General features: G+C 35.1%; 15 protein-coding genes and 2 pseudogenes. 2 read left to right on the top strand and 15 right to left on the bottom strand.

Going from position 1 to position 18,935, the window contains the following annotated elements:
* Window positions 1-148 precede the first annotated feature (148 nt).
* The 10 genes and pseudogenes from ACKI3H_RS02435 to ACKI3H_RS02390 all read right to left on the bottom strand — a co-directional run bounded on the left by ACKI3H_RS02435 (window position 149) and on the right by ACKI3H_RS02390 (window position 11,044).
* Window positions 149-1,354, bottom strand: a complete 1,206-nt coding sequence (locus ACKI3H_RS02435) for an NlpC/P60 family protein (RefSeq protein WP_407370699.1) — start codon at window positions 1,352-1,354, stop codon at window positions 149-151.
* Between the two features lie 55 nt (window positions 1,355-1,409).
* Window positions 1,410-2,297, bottom strand: coding sequence for a permease-like cell division protein FtsX (ftsX, locus tag ACKI3H_RS02430; protein WP_407370698.1), 888 nt, complete (start codon window positions 2,295-2,297; stop codon window positions 1,410-1,412).
* Window positions 2,287-2,973, bottom strand: coding sequence for a cell division ATP-binding protein FtsE (gene ftsE / locus ACKI3H_RS02425; RefSeq protein ID WP_035021387.1), 687 nt, complete (start codon window positions 2,971-2,973; stop codon window positions 2,287-2,289). Before ftsE ends, ftsX begins: the two co-directional genes overlap by 11 nt.
* Window positions 2,974-3,341: 368 nt before the next feature.
* A protein-coding gene (gene prfB / locus ACKI3H_RS02420; RefSeq protein WP_407370697.1) for a peptide chain release factor 2 occupies window positions 3,342-4,455 on the bottom strand; the annotation gives its coding sequence in 2 pieces (ribosomal slippage) (window positions 3,342-4,382 and window positions 4,384-4,455; 1,113 coding nt in all).
* Between the two features lie 74 nt (window positions 4,456-4,529).
* A pseudogene (locus ACKI3H_RS02415) lies at window positions 4,530-4,610 on the bottom strand (SEC-C metal-binding domain-containing protein); the annotation flags it as partial.
* 65 nt (window positions 4,611-4,675) lie between these two features.
* A pseudogene (secA, locus tag ACKI3H_RS02410) lies at window positions 4,676-7,058 on the bottom strand (preprotein translocase subunit SecA); the annotation flags it as partial.
* A gap of 291 nt (window positions 7,059-7,349) precedes the next feature.
* Entirely contained in the window at window positions 7,350-7,892 is a 543-nt protein-coding gene (gene hpf, locus ACKI3H_RS02405; protein ID WP_350451106.1) for a ribosome hibernation-promoting factor, HPF/YfiA family, read from the bottom strand.
* 136 nt (window positions 7,893-8,028) lie between these two features.
* Complete coding sequence (locus tag ACKI3H_RS02400; RefSeq protein ID WP_407370696.1) at window positions 8,029-8,715, bottom strand: ComF family protein; 687 nt, start codon at window positions 8,713-8,715, stop codon at window positions 8,029-8,031.
* Window positions 8,712-10,061, bottom strand: coding sequence for a DEAD/DEAH box helicase (locus tag ACKI3H_RS02395; protein WP_407370695.1), 1,350 nt, complete (start codon window positions 10,059-10,061; stop codon window positions 8,712-8,714). The genes ACKI3H_RS02400 and ACKI3H_RS02395 overlap by 4 nt, the downstream gene beginning before the upstream one ends.
* A 131-nt stretch (window positions 10,062-10,192) precedes the next feature.
* Window positions 10,193-11,044: a DegV family protein gene (locus tag ACKI3H_RS02390; RefSeq protein WP_407370694.1), complete on the bottom strand. Its 852-nt coding sequence runs from the start codon at window positions 11,042-11,044 to the stop codon at window positions 10,193-10,195.
* Between the two features lie 194 nt (window positions 11,045-11,238).
* Between ACKI3H_RS02390 and ACKI3H_RS02385 the strand changes: the two genes are divergently transcribed.
* Together ACKI3H_RS02385 and ACKI3H_RS02380 are read left to right on the top strand one after the other, a co-directional pair.
* Window positions 11,239-11,877, top strand: a complete 639-nt coding sequence (locus ACKI3H_RS02385) for a YigZ family protein (RefSeq protein ID WP_407370693.1) — start codon at window positions 11,239-11,241, stop codon at window positions 11,875-11,877.
* Window positions 11,878-12,028: 151 nt separating this feature from the next.
* Entirely contained in the window at window positions 12,029-13,078 is a 1,050-nt protein-coding gene (locus ACKI3H_RS02380; protein WP_407370692.1) for an LCP family protein, read from the top strand.
* Window positions 13,079-13,127: 49 nt separating this feature from the next.
* Here the strand turns inward: ACKI3H_RS02380 and ACKI3H_RS02375 are convergent, their stop codons facing one another.
* The 5 genes from ACKI3H_RS02375 to ACKI3H_RS02355 all read right to left on the bottom strand — a co-directional run bounded on the left by ACKI3H_RS02375 (window position 13,128) and on the right by ACKI3H_RS02355 (window position 18,919).
* A complete protein-coding gene (locus ACKI3H_RS02375; protein WP_407370858.1) occupies window positions 13,128-14,207 on the bottom strand; it encodes a glycosyltransferase family 4 protein in 1,080 nt (359 codons plus the stop codon).
* Between the two features lie 140 nt (window positions 14,208-14,347).
* Window positions 14,348-15,064 carry a GntR family transcriptional regulator gene (locus ACKI3H_RS02370; protein WP_407370691.1) on the bottom strand — a complete coding sequence of 239 codons (717 nt, stop codon included), beginning with the start codon at window positions 15,062-15,064 and terminating at the stop codon, window positions 14,348-14,350.
* Window positions 15,065-15,074: 10 nt separating this feature from the next.
* On the bottom strand, window positions 15,075-15,782 hold the full coding sequence (gene nagB / locus ACKI3H_RS02365; RefSeq protein ID WP_407370690.1) for a glucosamine-6-phosphate deaminase: 708 nt from the start codon (window positions 15,780-15,782) through the stop codon (window positions 15,075-15,077).
* Between the two features lie 33 nt (window positions 15,783-15,815).
* On the bottom strand, window positions 15,816-16,946 hold the full coding sequence (nagA, locus tag ACKI3H_RS02360) for an N-acetylglucosamine-6-phosphate deacetylase (protein ID WP_407370689.1): 1,131 nt from the start codon (window positions 16,944-16,946) through the stop codon (window positions 15,816-15,818).
* A 74-nt stretch (window positions 16,947-17,020) separates the two neighbouring features.
* Complete coding sequence (locus ACKI3H_RS02355; RefSeq protein ID WP_407370688.1) at window positions 17,021-18,919, bottom strand: LTA synthase family protein; 1,899 nt, start codon at window positions 18,917-18,919, stop codon at window positions 17,021-17,023.
* Between the last annotated feature and the right edge of the window lie 16 nt (window positions 18,920-18,935).

Genomic DNA, 18,935 nt, shown 5'->3' with positions numbered 1-18,935 from the left:
TTTACATGATTTTTACAATAAAAAGCAGTTTATACCCCATATTTATTTTTTTATCTAAAAAAAACCAATCGCTAACACGATGTTAGCGATTGGTTTAAAACGTTTTTGGGAAACGGTCAGAATAAAATTCTGTATTTTATTAAGTGAATTAGTTTATACGGCCAAAACCAACTAAGTATTGAGCCCAGTAAGCTTGACTAATCGTTGTAACTGAAACACCTTTTGAAGATTGTGAACCAATAAATTGATTGTTTCCAAGATAGATACCTACATGATCAATACTTCCTGTCTGGTTAAAGAACACTAAATCACCAGGTTGTGCTTCAGATTGCGAAATCTTTGTTGAAGCTGCATATTGAGCACCTGCTGTACGTGGAAGACTGATGCCAGCTGCTGCAAATGCATAGCTAGTGAAACCAGAACAGTCAAAACCGCTAGTAGATGTTCCACCATAAAGATATGGTGTTCCAAGAACCCCATAGGCTGCATTTTTAATTGTTGCCCATGAACCATTTGAAGAATTTTCTGCTGTTGAAGCAGCTTTTTTTGTTTCAACTGGTTTAGCTGTTAACTCTGAAGCTTCGTTTGCTTTAGTTTCAGAACTCATTAGTTCAACAGTTGCAGAACTTGTATTTTCAACAGAAGATGTTGTTTTCACAAGTGCTAATTCTTCTGCTCCTTTTTCAGCTGCAGCTTTAACAGCTAAAAATTTCTCTTTTTCATTTGTTACAATAGATTTTTCAGCAGCAATAGATGCAACAACTGCTTCTTTTTCTAATTTTTGTTGTTCCAAATCTGTCTTAGAAGCTTCTAATTTTGCAGCCAATAAAGTTTGCTCTTCAGATTTTTTTTCAGTCTCTTTTTGTTTTGCAGCTACAGCTTCTTTATCAGATGCTTGAGCTTTTATTAAATCTTGATTTGCAGATACAATTTGGGAAACTACATCAGCGCGTCCAATAATATCAACAATTGAGTCAGCATTTAGTACAAAATCTACATAGTTTTGATTATCTCCATCAACTTGTACAGAACGTGCTTGATCTTGCAATTTAACTTCGCGTTGCTCAATAGCAATAGTCAATTCAGAAACTTCCGTTTCCAATTCTTTTAAACTTGTTTGTGTTTCTTTCATTTCAGACATCAATGATTTGGCATTACTTTCGTTATCAGTGATAGTAGCTGTAATGGTTGCTAACTGAGATTCCGCTGAAGCTTCTTTCTTTTCAAGATCAACCAATTTTTCTGTAGATGTTTGGATATCCTCATCTGTACTTGCAAATGCTGTCATAGGTGCAACATAGGTTGAAAAACCCAATGCTGCAACTAATGCTATATTAATGAACTTTTTATTCAATTTTGTTATCCCCCGTTTTCCCAAATAGTTTAGTTTTTGTCTTTAGTTAAAGTAATTATACTTTTAAGAATTTTCTAATTGACATGAATGATCCGATTGCACCGATAATAATTCCGATTGCCAACATTAATCCGCCAACTTGGTATAAGAATGGATTTGGCGTTAGGAGTGCAAAGTACGTACCGGCTAAGAAGTCTGTTAATACATCAAATGATGCAATGTATACAAAACTCAAAATCGTTACTGGTATGATTGCACCAATCAGCCCTATTAAAGCTCCTTCAATTAAAAAAGGCCATCTGATGTACCAATTTGTTGCACCAACTAGCTTCATAATTTCAATCTCAGTACGGCGTGAAAAGATTGTAATTCGAATCGTATTTGAAATTAAAAATACAGCTGTCAAGATCAATGCAACAATCACAACTGCTCCAACATTACGAACCGTATTCATTGTTTTAAATAAGTTATCTGCAGTTGCTCCACCATAATTGACTTGAGTGACATAATCTAGCTCTTCAATCTGTTCTGCAACAGGTGCTGTATTTTCTGGGACATCCGTATTTACAATATATACATCGTATAAAGGATTATCATCTCCATCAAATAAATTAAATTCATCACCATAGCTACCAACTACTTGCTGTAATTCATCTTCACGACTTGAGAATTCAACTGATTCTACATTATCAAGTGTTTCTAATTCTGACTGTAATTGTTGTTGTTGTTCTTCATTTGCAGCTAAATCAATGTATACTCTAACACTTACATCATTTTCAATATCAGTAGCTAGCTTATTTACATTCATTAACATAGCGATAAACGATCCAACTAATAGTAGTGTTACTGTTACAGCACTAATAGCTGCAAGTGACATCCAACCATTTCTTTTCAAACTTTTCAAACTATCAATAACATGTCTTTTTGCTGTTCTAGGCTTCATAACCGTAATCTCCTTCCAATTGATCTCGGACAATACGTCCATTCTCAACCGCAAGTACACGGTGTTTAACAACGTTAACGATTTGACTATTATGAGTTGCCATAATCACGGTTGTTCCTTGATTACTAATTTCTTCCAAAATTTTCATGATCTCCCATGATGTATCTGGATCAAGGTTCCCTGTGGGCTCATCTGCAATTAAGATATGAGGAGTATTTGCAATGGCTCTTGCAATGGCAATTCGCTGTTGCTCTCCACCTGATAATTCATTAGGAAACATGCGTACTTTGTGTTTTAAACCGACTAGTTCGAGAACTTCTAATACTCTTTTTTGAATGGCTTTGGGATTTTTTTCGACAACTTCCATCGCATAGGCAATATTTTCATACACTGTTAATTTTGGAAGTAATTTAAAATCTTGGAATACAACACCGACATAACGTCTTAAAAAAGGAATGTTTTTTTCTTTAATCGTCATTAAATCAAAATCTCCGACTTTAATTGTTCCTTTAGTTGCTTTTTCTTCACGATAAATCATCTTTATAAAAGTTGATTTACCAGCTCCACTAGGTCCTACAACATACACAAATTCACCTGGCTCTATACGAACAGATAAACCATTAATTGCTGTAATACCGTTAGGATATTTCTTGTAGACATTTTGCATTTCAATCATTTTTTTATCACCTAACTTTTTTAGTTTCTAATGCACAATTCAGGTGTTTATTCTACCGCCATGGGTATTTTGCCTTAATGCTTAATCATTATAGCACTATAAAAACTTCTGTCAGTTGTATTTACTTTACAAATTCATTTCAATCTGTATTATTTTTGTAACGTTACTGTCTTATTTATATGTTTCTGACGATTTTTAGTACTTTTTATATGTTTTTTTATAAAAAAAGGTTTAATAAGGTTCAACTCTACCACTTACCCTTCTAAAAAGCTTTATTTTTGGGATTCAATAGATTTCTTTTATTACAAACAAAAAAACCAAAATTCTGACAACTTAGCTAAATTTGTCGGAATTTTGACTTTTCTTTATCATTCTTCAGTTGTTGAGATTTTACTTCTTAAATACGCTTGTATAAACGGGTCAATTCCGCCGTCCATAACCTGACTGATATTACCTGTTTCATAATTTGTACGATGATCTTTTACCATTGAATAAGGATGGAAGACATAGGATCTAATTTGTGATCCCCAACCAATTTCTAACTGTTCGCCTCTAATAGCGGCCATTTCTTTTTCATGTTCTTCTACCTCAAGTTGATGCAATTTCGCTTTTAGCATACTCATTGCTTGTTCTCTATTTTTTAATTGTGAACGTTGTGCTTGACTAGCCACTACAACTCCCGTTGGCATATGTGTAATTCGGACAGCTGAATCTGTTGTATTAATGTGCTGTCCACCTGCTCCACTTGCCCGATAGGTATCCACTTTTAAATCATCCGAATTGATTTTTATATCCACACTGTCATCTAGCTCGGGTACAACATCAATTGAAACAAACGAGGTATGTCTGCGACCTGCAGAATCAAATGGAGAAATTCGGACTAAACGATGAACACCTTTTTCAGCTTTCAAGTAACCATAAGCATTCATTCCTTTAATCAGCAAAGTTACACTCTTAATCCCTGCCTCATCACCAGATTGGTAGTCCAGTGTTTCAATCTTAAATCCTCTTTTTTCAGCCCAACGTGTGTACATTCTAAGCAACATGTTGCCCCAATCTTGTGATTCAGTTCCACCTGCTCCTGGATGTAGCTCAATAATCGCATTGTTCTTATCATAAGGATCACTCAATAATAGGTCCAGCTCATATTGATCTAGTTTATTTAGGAAGGGATTGATTTTACTATCCAATTCTTTTACTAGTTCTTCATCGTTTTCTTCTTTTACCATTTCCAGTAATAGGTCTAATTCCTCTTTTTCAATTAAAAGATCTTTATATTGATTGTACTTTTCTTTTAATTCATTTGCTTCATTGATAATCGCTTGAGCTTTTTGTGCATCATCCCAAAATGATGGTTCTGTCATTCTATCATTGTATTCAGCAATGTCTCTTTCTAATGTTTCTAAGTCAAAGAGACCTCCCAAAACCGTTTATTTTTTTATCCGCAGTTTCTAAATTATTTCTAATATCACTTAATTCCATTATCTTCACTCCAATTTAGAAAGAACACGACTCATCTTACAAATCGTGTTCTTTCCCATATTATATTTTTTTATTTAATCTAATTTCCCATGACAATTTTTATATTTTTTACCGCTTCCGCATGGACAAGGGTCATTACGTCCTACTTTTGAACTATCTATTTTCATTGGTTTTTTTTGAGCTTCTTTAACAATTTGTCCATCACCTGTTGAACGTGCTGTTGTTCCTTTGGCAACTTGTTCTCTTTGTAAGTTTTGACGAATTTGTGATTTCATTAATAGACGAGTTACTTCGTAATCAATAGAACCAATCATTTCTTCAAACAATTTGAATCCTTCTGCTTGGTACTCAACTAATGGGTTGCTTTGTCCATATGCGCGTAATCCAATACCTTGGCGCAATTGTTCCATTGTATCAATGTGCTCTGTCCATTTGCTGTCCACTACTCGCAAGATAACAACTTTTTCAAATTCTAGAACTTGTTCTTTCCCATTTAATTGTTTCTCTTTTTCAGCATAGATTGATTTTGCAGCGTCCAATAAGACTGTTTCAATTTCTTCAACTGTTTTACCTTCTAAATCATCCATTGAAATGTCGTCTGGGTGAACTAGCGAAGCCTGTGCAAAATCAAGAATAGTTTGTAATTTCCAGTCTTCTTTTGGTCCTTGGGTATTGATTTGTACAATACGTGCTATCGTACGTTGAATCATTGGAACAGTGACATGTTTCAATGATTCTTCAGCCATGATCACTTCAAGTCGTTGATTGTACATAATTTCGCGTTGTTCACGCATGACATCATCATACTGCAAAACATTTTTACGTGTATCGTAGTTGTTTCCTTCCACACGTTTTTGAGCAGATTCAACTTGGCGTGAAATCACTTTACTTTGGATTACCGCATCTTCTTCACTCACTTTAAGGCGTTCAAGAACAGCTTGGATACGTTCTGAACCAAACCTCTTCATTAATTCGTCTTCTAGTGAAAGATAAAATTGAGTAACACCAGGATCTCCTTGTCGTCCAGAACGTCCACGTAATTGATTATCAATACGACGTGACTCATGTCGTTCTGTACCAATAACACATAGTCCACCTACTTCACGAACACCTGCACCTAATTTAATATCTGTCCCACGTCCAGCCATGTTGGTCGCAATTGTTACTGCGCCTTTTTGACCAGCATTTGTAATGATTTCAGCTTCTTTAAAGTGATTTTTAGCATTTAAAACTTGATGAGGAATATTATTTTTTCTTAAATAACCAGATATTAGTTCAGATGTTTCAACCGCTACTGTCCCTACTAATACTGGCTGCCCATTAGCATGCCGTTCTTTAATTTCTGCAACCACAGCATGGTATTTGCTTTCTAATGTTGGATAGAGTAAATCTGGTTTATCATCACGGATCAATGGTTTATTTGTTGGTATAGACACTACATGAATATTGTAAATTTCACGGAACTCTTCTTCTTCTGTCTTAGCTGTACCAGTCATACCTGCTAATTTTCTATACATACGGAAGTAGTTTTGGAATGTTATATTCGCCATTGTTTTTGATTCATTTTGTATTTCTACATTTTCTTTGGCTTCAATAGCCTGGTGTAAGCCGTCAGAATAACGACGCCCTTCCATGATACGACCAGTAAATTGGTCTACGATCATAACTTTACCATCTTGAATAACGTAATCTACGTCATGATGCATAATAAAGTTAGCTCTTAAAGCTTGATCGATATGGTGTGTTAACGCTTGGTTTTCCACATCATATAAATTATCTATTCTAAACGTTTTTTCAGCTTTCTCAATTCCATTTTCCGTTAAAGCAATCGTCTTAGAAGGAATGTCTATTGTGAAATCTTCTTCCTCTTTCAATCCTTTAACAAAGAAATCTGTTCGATTGTATAGAGCAGTTGATTTCGCTGCTTGACCAGAAATAATTAATGGTGTTCTAGCTTCATCAATTAAGATAGAATCGACTTCATCAACAATCGCATAATTCAATGGTCTTTGAACCATTTGTTCTTTGTAGACAACCATATTATCTCTAAGGTAATCAAATCCTAATTCGTTATTCGTACTGTACATAACATCCGCTAAATAAGCTTCACGTTTTTCTTCTGAAGATTTTGAATTTAAGTTTAAGCCTACTGTTAAGCCTAACCATTCATACAGCTCTCCCATTTCAGTAGCATCACGACTAGATAAATATTCATTTACTGTAACAACATGTACGCCTTCTCCTGTTAACGCATTTAAATAAACAGGCATTGTTGCAGTTAACGTCTTACCTTCCCCAGTTTTCATTTCAGGAATGTTTCCACGATGTAGCGTAATCCCACCCATTAATTGTACATGGTAGGGATACAATCCTAGTACACGTTTAGCTGCTTCTCTGACAACCGCAAAAGCCTCAGGCAATAAAGCATCTAACGTTTCTCCATCTTGATATCTTTTCTTCAATGCAGGTGTTTTAGCTTTTAGTTCATTATCAGATAAATTAGCCATTTCATCTGCCAGTTCTTCAACTTGCTTAGCTATTTTGCTTAAACTTTTTAATTCTTTTTTATCGTTCTCAATTAAGTTACGTAAAAAATTAGCCATTAATCTTTCTCCCCTATATCTTTATCTATATTTCTGTTTAGTTTAGGTTAAATTTCATTTTGTTAGTAGACAAGTTGACTTCAGCTTGACGTTAAAATTTTCGATTTTTATGACAACAGTCAATATTCTTATTAATTCTATCATTACTGATTCACAATTGAAACCTTTTTATCCACATTAACCGTTCCTGATCTAGACGATTTTTAGCAAAAAAAGAAAATCTAAAAAACTTCAAGGCAAGAAAGAAGTCTCTCTTGCCTTGAAGTTTTTTTATTTTCAATATACTTCAAGTTATTCAGTTTCAATTAATCCATATTTTCCATCTTTACGACGGTATACGATACTTGTACCATTTGTATCTGCATCTTCAAAAATGAAGAAATTATGTCCTAACATATCCATTTGTAAAACCGCTTCTTCACTATCCATTGGTTTCAATGATAAACGTTTTGTTCTAACGATATTCACTTCATCTTCCATCAATTCTTCCTCTTCCCCTGGTAAAACAGGTGGAACAACAACGTTGGATCCGCGAGATCTGCGGTTAACTTTAGTTTTGTATTTTCTCATTTGGCGTTCAAGTTTATCTGTTACCAAATCAACACTCCCATATAGATCAGGCGAGGTTTCTTCCGCACGTAGAACTAAATAAGGTAAAGGAATTGTTACCTCCACTTTAGCTGTTTTATCGGAATACGTTTTTAAATTAACGTGGGCTGTTGCTTCAGGTACATCATTAAAATATTTTTCAACTTTCCCCACTTTTTTTTCAACATAACTACGAATAGCTGCAGTTACCTCAATATTTTCGCCACGGACATTATATTTAAACATAAACACTCTCCCCTTTCATCTGATTGTGTATCAGAATCAGCATCATCAATTGGACCACTCAAATGATGATATGCTTAAATTAATTATATATCAACACCAATAGATTGCAAATAAAATCGATTACATTGAGTTAACTTTAGCGCGAAACAGAAAATGTTTCAATACTTTGTGCCCCATTTCTCATCAAACAGTCTGCTGCATGAAAAAAAGTTCGGCCAGTCGTATAGATATCGTCCACTAAGATTAAATGTTTTCCCTTTATGATCATTTGAAGACTTTGGTCAACCACAAATGGTTGGGGAGCGAGCATACGCATTTTTCGATTTTTACTTGATTGTTTCTCTCCGGTTCCACAATTAATCAAAACGGATGTATAAGCTACTCCAGCAAACTCCAGCAAACCTTCTACTTGATTGAATCCTCTTAATTGTTTGCTTTTATCGCTTATCGGTATCGGGACAACTTGTTTCTTTTGCTTTAAAAAAAAGGTTTGAATTTCTTTTTTGAATAATTCACCTAGCCGATAATCACCTGTGTATTTGTAAGCTTCTATCCACTCTTTTATGAACGTATTGTATTGATATAATGCTGTATGTTTGAAGGAATAGCTTGGATATTCAGCCTTCCATTTTTGGCAATCTGGACAGAGCTCTTCTTCTACCCAGTGTCGACTGCACCCTCGACAAACAGGAACATTTTGTAACGACACTAATTTACTCGAACAAGAATCACATCTAATTTTTGGTTCAACTCTGGTAAAAGATACCAAATCATTTAATTGTATGCTTTCTTTAGTTGTCTTTCCACACCATAGACACTTCATTTCCCTATCAACAATCCCCTTTCACGAGCTAATTTGTTCATTTTTTTTATTTGAGTGATAGCATTTTTCAGAGCTTTTGTTTGTCCATAATGGAGATATCGTACTTCTCCTGTTGGAAAATCACGATGTCTACCTACACGACCGGCAATTTGAATCAATGCGGCTTCTGTGAACGTTCGATCTTCAGCACCTAACACAAGGACATCAATATCTCGAAAAGTAACACCTCGCTCCAAGATAGTTGTAGTCAACATGAACTGATAGCTTTCATCACGCATCTTCTGTACTTTTTCTTTGCGCTGTTCATCCTCCGAAGAAACGCTTGTAAATGAACAGTCTGGAAAAAATTCTGTAAGGCAGCATGAGAATTCGAGTATCAATTCAATATTAGGAACAAAAACTAGGAATCGACGTTTTGCTTGTAACAAACGCTGAATCTCTTTAAAGATCACAGCTTTTTTGTGCCGTTTTAGAATTGATTTACGCCAATCACCTGTCCAAATAGCTTTAGGTTCAGGTAGCTCAAACCCATGATAGCGCGCTGGTAAAACTGAAGCGTTTAATTTTTTTCGTGCAATATCTTGTCTCATTTGTTTGTTTGGAGTAGCAGATAAATAAATAATGGTTCCGGTAGTTTTTTTAGCTTTCTGTGCAGCAAATTGTAAGGCTTTATCTGTATCAAACGGAAATGCGTCAATTTCATCGATGATTAAGACATCAAAGGCTTCTCTAAATCGCATGAGCTGATGAGTAGTCGCAATAACTAATTGAGTGTAGCTGTAACCTTCTTCCATCTCTCCATAAAGAGTGATTTGTTCTACATGTTGAAAAGCACTTTTTAGACGAGGGGCTAATTCTAGACACACATCCGTTCTCGGAGAAGCTATGCAGACTCTTTTTCCACTTCTGATTGCCCATTCTATTCCTTTAAAAAGCATTTCGGTTTTCCCAGCACCAGCCACAGCCCATATCAGCCTTGTTTGACTAGTTTTTATAGTTGTTTCAATTTCTCTAGATGCGAGTGCTTGCTGTTGCGATAGTTGACCTTGCCAAGTCAAAATAGGTTCTTTTATTGAGATGAACTGATTTTTTTCAGGAACATGATAAAGTGTACTACATCGCTTAATTTTCCCCATTTGAAGACAGCGAATGCAATAAAAACATTTTTTTCCACAGGTACAAGGAGCTGCTTGTCGATCTTTTGGTTGATTAGACCCACAACGCCGGCAAGTTTGTTGTTGCCCTACTTCTATAAAACCTTTTGAAATTATACCGTTACCCTCTTTAAGACAGTCTTCATTTAATTCACTTAATAATAACTCTCTTCCCATCAAAAAATGGTTCATCTTTTCCATCACCTCTTTTTTACTGTACGCAAAAAAAGGCTCAGGATTCTATTTATCCCAAACCTTTATCTATTCAACTATACGTTCTAGAATGGCATTTATTTTTGTTTGTATAAAATAATATAATAGTTTTATTTGCTTGTCAGATCTTCTGCCCAAGTCATGCCTAAAGCACCTTCACCTAAGTGTGTACCAATAACTGGACCAAAATAACTAATTTCATAACGTAAGGTTGGGTACTGCTGTTTTAAATCTTCCATCCACGCTAAGGCTTCCTGCTCAGCATTGGCATGGATAATCGTTGTAACAATCGGATAACCTTTTGCAACATCTTCGCCTAATAATTGTTCGATTCTTTTAAGAGCCTTTTTCTTCGTTCTTATTTTTTCAAAAATCATAATTTTTTTATCTTCAAAATGCAAAATAGGTTTTATCTTCAATAACGAACCAATCATGGCTGAACCATTAGAAAGTCGTCCTCCACGAACCAAATGATTCAAATCATCTACTACAAAATAGGCCTGCAAGGTTTGTTGTATCTTTTCGAATGTCTGAAAAATTTCTTCAACGGTAAACCCTTCTTTAGCCATTCTTGCTGCTTCTAACACAAAGTAACCTTGCGCTGAACAACTAATTCCGGAATCATAAGGGTAGATCTTAAAATCTTCATATATAGCAGCTAAACTTTTTATTGTATTATAAGTTCCACTCAGTTCACTCGATAAGTGAATACTTATCACAGCATCATACGTTTTAAATAATTCATTAAATAACACTGATGCTTGGCCTATAGGTGGTTGTGAACTTGTCGGTAAAGCTTCCATCGTTTTAACTTTTTCAAAAAATGTAATAGGATTTATGTTCGTTTCTTCAATAATTTCTTTTTCCATTATGACCGATAAAGGCAATCTATAAATGGAATACATTTCACACTGTTCATCGGTTAAATAAGCTGTACTATCTGTTACCACTGCAATCTTCAATTTATCGCCTCACTATTAAGTTTATCCACAGTCTAGTGGCCAAGTTAAAATTATAGCATACTTTATTTTTTGTTAAAACTCCTTCTTTATTAGCACACTTTTCATTTTTCTTTTCTATTGTTCTTGTTCAACCCTTACACTAAAGGTACACTATTTGTATAAGGCAATTATTTGGTTTGATGAAAGGACAAATTATGTTAACTCATTACTATACTATCGAAAAAGATGGACATTTTGAATTAGAAATAAAAAAATCTCGTTTTATTTGTCACTTAAAACAGGTATCGGATGAACTAGAAGCTCAAGAGTTTGTTCATTCTATAAAAAAAGAACATGGCAAAGCCAACCATAATTGTGTAGCCTACCTAATCGGTGATTATGATGAAGTCCAACGTGCTTACGATGACGGAGAACCCTCTGGTACAGCTGGGGTTCCTATGTTAGAAGTCCTAAAGAAAAGAAACCTTAAAAATGTTGTGGTTGTTGTCACACGTTACTTTGGAGGTATTAAGCTTGGTGCAGGAGGTTTGATACGTGCTTATGGAAAAGCTGTCAGCGAAGGTCTGAATGCTATAGGAGTTGTTGAGAGACGTTTGCACACTCAAGTAACGATTATTGTTGCTTATCCAGCCTCAGGAAAATTGGAAAACTCTCTTCGTGAAGCGAACTACGCTATTAAGGATATTATTTATTCTGATGTTGTTTCTTTTTTATGTCTCATTGATCACGAACAATTAACTGATTTCCAAGCTAACGTTATTGAGTGGCTCAACGGTCAAGTAACATTTAAACTAGGAGAAGATGTTTATTGTGACAAAAGAATTGTAAATTAAATATTAAGAAATGGTTACTTTTTTCGAATAATCTTCCTACTTGTATTTATTCGTGATAAAATAAACAAGATATTTTAGGCTATATGTACCTAGATAACAAGCACCGCTTGATCAATTCCAAAAGCAAATGATTTTCTGAAGGAGAATGAGTGTGAAGAAACATCCTAATACTAGTAGAAGTGCGTCATATATTGATAAACGAAAAAAAAGAAAGAATACGATCATTCTCAGTATCCTGATTCCAATTATGATTATCATTTTAGGGGCAGCTGTTTATGCAGCTAAGCTTTATGCCACTGCTCAAAAAACGATTGATGATTCTTATCATGAACTAGACCGTAGTAAAGAAGTTGTAGTAGATCCAATTAAAGAAACCACTTCTATTTTGATCATGGGTATTGATGATACCGAAGAACGCGACCTTGGAAGTGCAAGAACCGATTCGCTAATCTATTTGACTATTGATCCAACTGACCATGAAGTTAACATGGTCAGTATCCCTAGAGACACTTATACTCCAATCATGTACAAAGGAGAATACTTGCGTGAGGATAAAATCAATGCAGCTTATGCTAGGGGAGAAGAACAAGCAACGATTGAGACTGTTGAAGAATTGTTAGATGTTCCTATTCATTATTATGTAACCTTTGATTTTGATGCCTTTTTAAAAATTATAGATGCATTAGGCGGCATTGAAATGGATGTTCCAATAACTTTTTCAGAACAAAATTCTGATGGCAAGATGAATCAAATCACCTTAGAAGAAGGTTACCAAACATTAAATGGTGAAGAAGCATTAGCACTAGCTCGTACAAGAAAAATTGATAACGATGTTATGCGTGGAGAAAGACAACAATTGCTGATACAAGCAATTGTTGAAAAAGCCTTAAGTGCTGGTTCAATATCAAAATATACAGATGTCATTGAAGCAGTTGGCTCAAACATGCGTACTGATTTGACTTTCAACGAGATGTTGGGAATAGCTCAAACAGGACTAGAGGGCTCTTATGATTTTAACTCTTATACATTTGAATGGACAGATTTCATGTTGAATGGCGCCAGCATGGTTGAACTTTATCCAGATAGTGTTGACTTTGTCAGTCATCGTTTCCGAGTGGCTCTCGGATTAGATTCTTTAGATGAACGGGATGCTGACGATTATGAATTTGAAACAAACGGCATAACAAATTACGCTTATTAAAACAAAAACGGGTACAAGACTTAACAGTCTTATACCCGTTTTTTTTTAGTTATCTTTTTCGATTTAATTTTTTTGCAAAACGTCTGAATTTAGATAATAAAGGTCTTCTTTCTTCACTGACTAACCCAATTAATTCCATGAATAACTCTAAACCAAGCAATAAGCCTACTGTTAACATAATGGATCCCAAAAAGGTAGACAAAGGATACATCAATGCAATTAATGAAAACATAGCGGCAATGCTATAAATAGCAAGCACCGTTTGTCTGTGGGTCAATCCCAGCGTCATTAAACGATGGTGCAAATGCATTTTATCTGCACTCGAAATTGGTGTTCGATTTAATCGTCTTCTCAATATAGCTGCAACCGTATCTGTAATCGGTATGCCTAGTATGACGACCGGTATGATAACAGTAATCAACGTTGCGTTTTTTAGGCCTTGAAGTGACATAATCGATATCATAAAACCTAAAAATAAAGCGCCTGTGTCGCCTAGAAAAATACGTGCTGGAAAAAAGTTATAGGGCAAAAATCCTATGGATGCTGCAACAAGAGTAAAAATCATGATTGGAACAGCCACATCAGCAATTGTTAAAAAGAAGAATCCAATAATACCCATAGTTGTTAGAGCAATAATAGAAACTCCTGTTGCTAATCCATCTAAGCCATCTATTAAATTGACTGCATTTGTAATAGCTAATATCCATATTAATGTTATGGGTAAGCTAAAGACTCCTAACTGTATCTTCCCAATTAATGGCAAGGTAACGAGATCCATTCGTATATCAGCTACATAGTAAATAATTAGTGCAGCTATTAGGATACCCAATAATTTCATTTTTGGAGAGATCTCGATTAAATCATCAATCATTCCAGTAATAATAATTACAGTAGAAGCAACAAACAACGGCAGAACTTGTTTAAATGGAATTGGCTGCAAAAAAAATAGGGAAAAATAAAAAGACAAGTAGATCGCCAATCCACCTAAAGTTGGCATCGCCTTTACATTTACTCGTCTTTCGCCAGGTTTGTCTATAGCATTTACTTTTAATGCCAATTTTTTTATTAGCGGTGTCAGCATAAAACTGATTATGATCGTTAATAAGCAGAACACCAATACTTGAAACATATCATACATAAAAAAGAAACCTACTTTCAAAGCCATTCTTGCTCTCATTATACAAACTTAATGGCTAAAATACAATTGCAATTTAGTTTGACTGGACTGAAGCCCCATTAACAGCAAAAAAGATTTACGCTACTTGTTGCTTAGCGTAAATCTTTTTCTAAATAAAATTCAAATCTTTCCCCAACATATTGAGTACGGACATACTCAAATGGTAAGTTTTCTTCTGAGTAACTAATTTGTTTCAATTGAAGAATCGATTCGCCACGTTTTATAGATAAATACTCCGCAATTTTTTCAGAAGCACGCATAGCGGAAATCGTTTGCTCCGCTCGTTTAACCGTGATACCTTGTTCTGCTTCTAAAACTTTGTAAAGTGATTTAGTAATTTCTTGTTTTCCTAATGATTCAACTAGGTGATACGGGATCGTTGCCACTTCAAAACAAATAGGAATATCATCTGCATACCGAATACGTTCCATTCTTAAAACCATTTCTTCTGGTTCAAGCTTTAAATTTTCTGCTTCACTTACACTCGCAGTCTTGACATGATAGGAGATTGTTTTACTTGTAGGTTTTCTTCCTTGTGAAGTCATAATATCAGTAAAACTTTGAATACCAGCCATTTTTTCTTGTACTTTTTTATTGGATACATAGGTGCCAGAGCCTACTTTTCGCTCTAATATTCCTTCATCTACCAGAGTTTGTACGGCTTGCCTCAAGGTCATTCGGCTGACATTAAAATGGATAGCTAAGTCTCTTTCAGAAGGAATACGCTCTCCTATTTTCCAAACTTCTTGTTCTATCATTTTTCGTATTTGATTATGAATTTGAATATAAATTGGTGTCGCCTTAGCCATGATTTCGCTCCTATCGTTGCATTAATTTCGCTGCTGCTTCATCTACAATCATAATCACATTCTTATGATTTTGCAAGATGCTTGCCGGAACTTCTTGTGTTACAGGTCCTTCTACAGCTTTTTTAATAGCTTCTGCTTTTGTTTCACCATATGCCATTAAAATAATTTTTTCAGATTGCATAATTGATTTGATTCCCATTGAATAAGCTAAACGCGGAACATCTTCAGCATTATCAAAAAAGCGTTTATTTGCTTCAATAGTAGATGGCAATAATTCTACTTTATGCGTTGTTAAATCAAAAGAAGTTCCAGGTTCATTAAATCCAATATGTGCGTTGCTTCCAATACCTAAAACTTGAATATCAATCGGGTGTGTTTCAATAATTTGATCATAGCGTTCGCATTCTTGTTTTGCATCTTTAGCCATTCCATCGGGCACAAATGTTTCTTTGAATGGTTTTTTAGAAAATAACTGTTCTTCCATAAAATAATGGTAGCTTTGAGGATCTGTAGGAGCTAGTCCAACATACTCATCTAAATTAAGAGCTGTCATTTCTGAAAAATCTACGTCGCTTTGGATCATTTCATGGTACAACGAAACAGGTGTGCTTCCTGTAGCCAAACCTAGTACTTTTGCTCCTTGATCCATACCTTCTTTAATCAATTCAAATGCTTTTTTTCCGCCTTCTATGTTATCTTTCACAACAATTATTTCCATTTTTAATTTCCACCTTTTCTTTTCGATTCTAGTTTAGTAAACCATTTTTCCGTAACTAAATGTATGCTCTACTTCGAATTCACTAGTCATTACGATCATATCGGCATCTTTACCCGCTTCGAGCTTGCCTTTTTTATTTAAACCGAATTCTCTTGCTTGATTGACAGAAGTCATTTTTACAGCGTCCTCAATGGAACAACCTGTAAATGCCATAATGTTTTTAAATGCATCATTAAACGTCAATACACTTCCTGCTAATGTTCCATCTTCTAATCTTGCTTGATTATTTTTTACTAAGACTTTTTGCCCACCTAATTCGCTCACACCATCAGGCAGACCTTTTGCACGCATCGAATCCGTGATGACTTCAATCCGGTCTGGTCCTTTAACTTTATACGCTAAGTTGACCATATCAGGATGAATATGATAGCCGTCAACAATCATTTCTGTGTAAATAGCGTCTTCTAGAAAGGCATGTCCTGTTACTCCTGGCTCACGATGATGCAACCCTCTTTGTGCATTATACAAATGTGTAATATGAGAAGCTTTAGAGTCCATCAACTGGGCTCTAGTTGCGTTGCTGTGACCGATTGAAAGAACGATGTTATGACTCATACAATAATCTTCAAATTCTGACGCATCACTTGTTTCAGAAGCATAAGTGACTAAGCGAATACGATTTCCACTTAACTTATTCCATTCTTCCATTTGTTTTGCGTCTGGTATGCGAATGAATTCTTCTGGTTGTGCTCCTTTAAACTCTTTTGATACAAAAGGACCTTCTAAATGAATTCCTTGAATCACAGGGTTTTTACTAGCAGCTTTATTGATGGCGATAAGTGCTTTATCAATCGCTTCATAAGACTGTGTCATTGTTGTTGCAAAGTAAGAAGTGATGCCTTCTTTATACATTTCTTGAAGCATCTGATTGATTTCATCTGCACTGCTGTCCATGTTGTCATAGCTGTAACCACCATGACTGTGAACATCAATAAAACCTGGTAAAACTATTTTTCCAGCAGCATCATGTTCTTGATCCGTTGATTCTTTTTTATAATCACTCATTTTCCCTACAGCTAAAATTTCTTCAGAAAAGCGAATAAACGCATTTTCAACTTTTTCTTTTCCTGTGTAAATAGTTGCATTTATTAGTACATTAGCCATTTTGTATTCTCCTTTGCTCTTTTTTATCATTATAAATGGTATAGACCAAAAAAGCAAGCAAAAAAGTAAAGCACCTAATCTTCAAAAAAATCATGTGCTTTACTATAATTTTCACCTACTGTTACATCGTATTGAATCATATCGTATACCTTTAGCAACTCTTGTGTTGTTTTTGAAAGATTTTCTCGTTTGGCAGCTACAACTGTTGAATCGCGTTCAAGGTATGTCCCTTTTTCAAAAGCAGGCAATTCCTCTTCCAACTCCATCAAAAAGGCATGATAAGGAGTAACTTGAGCATTTGCAATATCTAAAATATGATTCATATAATAAATAGGACTAATGGTTCCAATTGTATCGTAGTCTTCAGCAAAATTAGAATAGACGAGCAATGGCGTTTGGTGCATTTTTAAATGTCCATTCGTTTTGACTACAGTCTCACTATAAAAACTCGGCAGGTGGTCTCCCCAAAAAACAACAATCGTTTTTTCAGTTGATTGACCTATTGTTTTTAAAAATTCAGCCAATGCATCATCACTATACGCTAGATCTTGTAGGTAATTGGCTGCTTCTTTAGCATTTCCTGTCCCTTGAGCGGAATAGTTTGTCTTAGGATATTTACCGCTGTAAACCATGTGGTTCTGCATCGTAACCAAGTGGATAAAATCAGGCTCTTGTGTTGCTTTCATTTGTTGCAAGACTTCTTGATAAGCGGATTCATCTGAAATATACGGATTCCGATCTTTTTTACCCACAAATTCCATAGTTGTTTCCGTTAAAAAATTTGTAAACCCTAAATTTTGGTAAACTTCATTTCGTTTATACATCGTTGTATCATACGGATGAATAGCCGTTGTGGTATGTCCTTGCTGATTCAGATAAGAAACAACTGATGGCAACTCATTCATCCTAGAAACCAATTGCGTATAAGGAGTTGTTAAACTAGCAGTCATCGGCTCCATTGACAAGCCCGTTAAAGCTTCGAATTCGATATTAGCTGTTCCACCTCCATAACCTTGAGATAACATCGATCCACTTAAGGAAGTGTCCTTTAATGCTCGGAGCTTCGGAATTGGGTCTTTTGAAACGGTAACTCCTTCAAGAGCTGAGGGATCTGAAAAACTTTCATTCATGACATAAATAATATTTACGTCTTTTATTGATGCTAATCTTGTCTGATTTACTTTAACTGCTTTTTCTTCATATTCTTGAACTACTTTTATTATTTGTTCTTCTGAATACCCTGCTGGTTTGGTCATAGCTTCTACGCCAAGGTTATATAAAAATCCACCTATAAAACCATTGTTGTAATAATTCATTTGCTGACTGTAAGGAATCCAGTAAGCATGTCGATCATAAGCAGATTTCACCAAATTCCCCGGCTGATTAAACCCTAGACTATAAAAAAGAATAGCACTTGTCACAATGAATGTGCCGACTCTTACAAACCAATTCCATTTTTTTTGTTTAGAATCAGTAAAGGATTTTGACCTTTTTTTATGCTTAATAAAAATAGATATGCTCAGTATGATAGTACTGATTAGAAAAATACTAATGACTAAAAGCAGCTTGCGATCAATCATTTGGATCAAAAAAGGCAACTCTTTAATCATGGTCAAGTCAGATGGATACAAAGGTTCGCCACGTAAAGCCATTTTTTGTTGTGTCGTTATACCTGTTGCTACTACTCCAACTGTCAGAATAAGGGTACTCAACCAACGCGAACCACTTATGGCTGTTATCCATAAGTAGATAGTAACCAGCAAAAATACCCCTATTAAAAACATTTCCGTATGCCATTGAAAGGCAAATTTTACAGCTAAAGAAAAACTGTATTGATTTTGAAAAAATTGCAGTCCGAAATTCCCTATAAATGAAGCAATCAAACCTAGTAAGATCGTAGTCAAATACTTTTTGAAACTAGCTAGATAGCGATATACAAATGAATTCGTTTGTTTCCCATGTAATTGTCTCATTTCATTCACCTTCATT

It is taken from the genome of Carnobacterium sp., from assembly GCF_045617425.1.
Lineage (GTDB): Bacteria > Bacillota > Bacilli > Lactobacillales > Carnobacteriaceae > Carnobacterium_B.
This window is presented reverse-complemented; position numbering and strand designations above follow the sequence as displayed.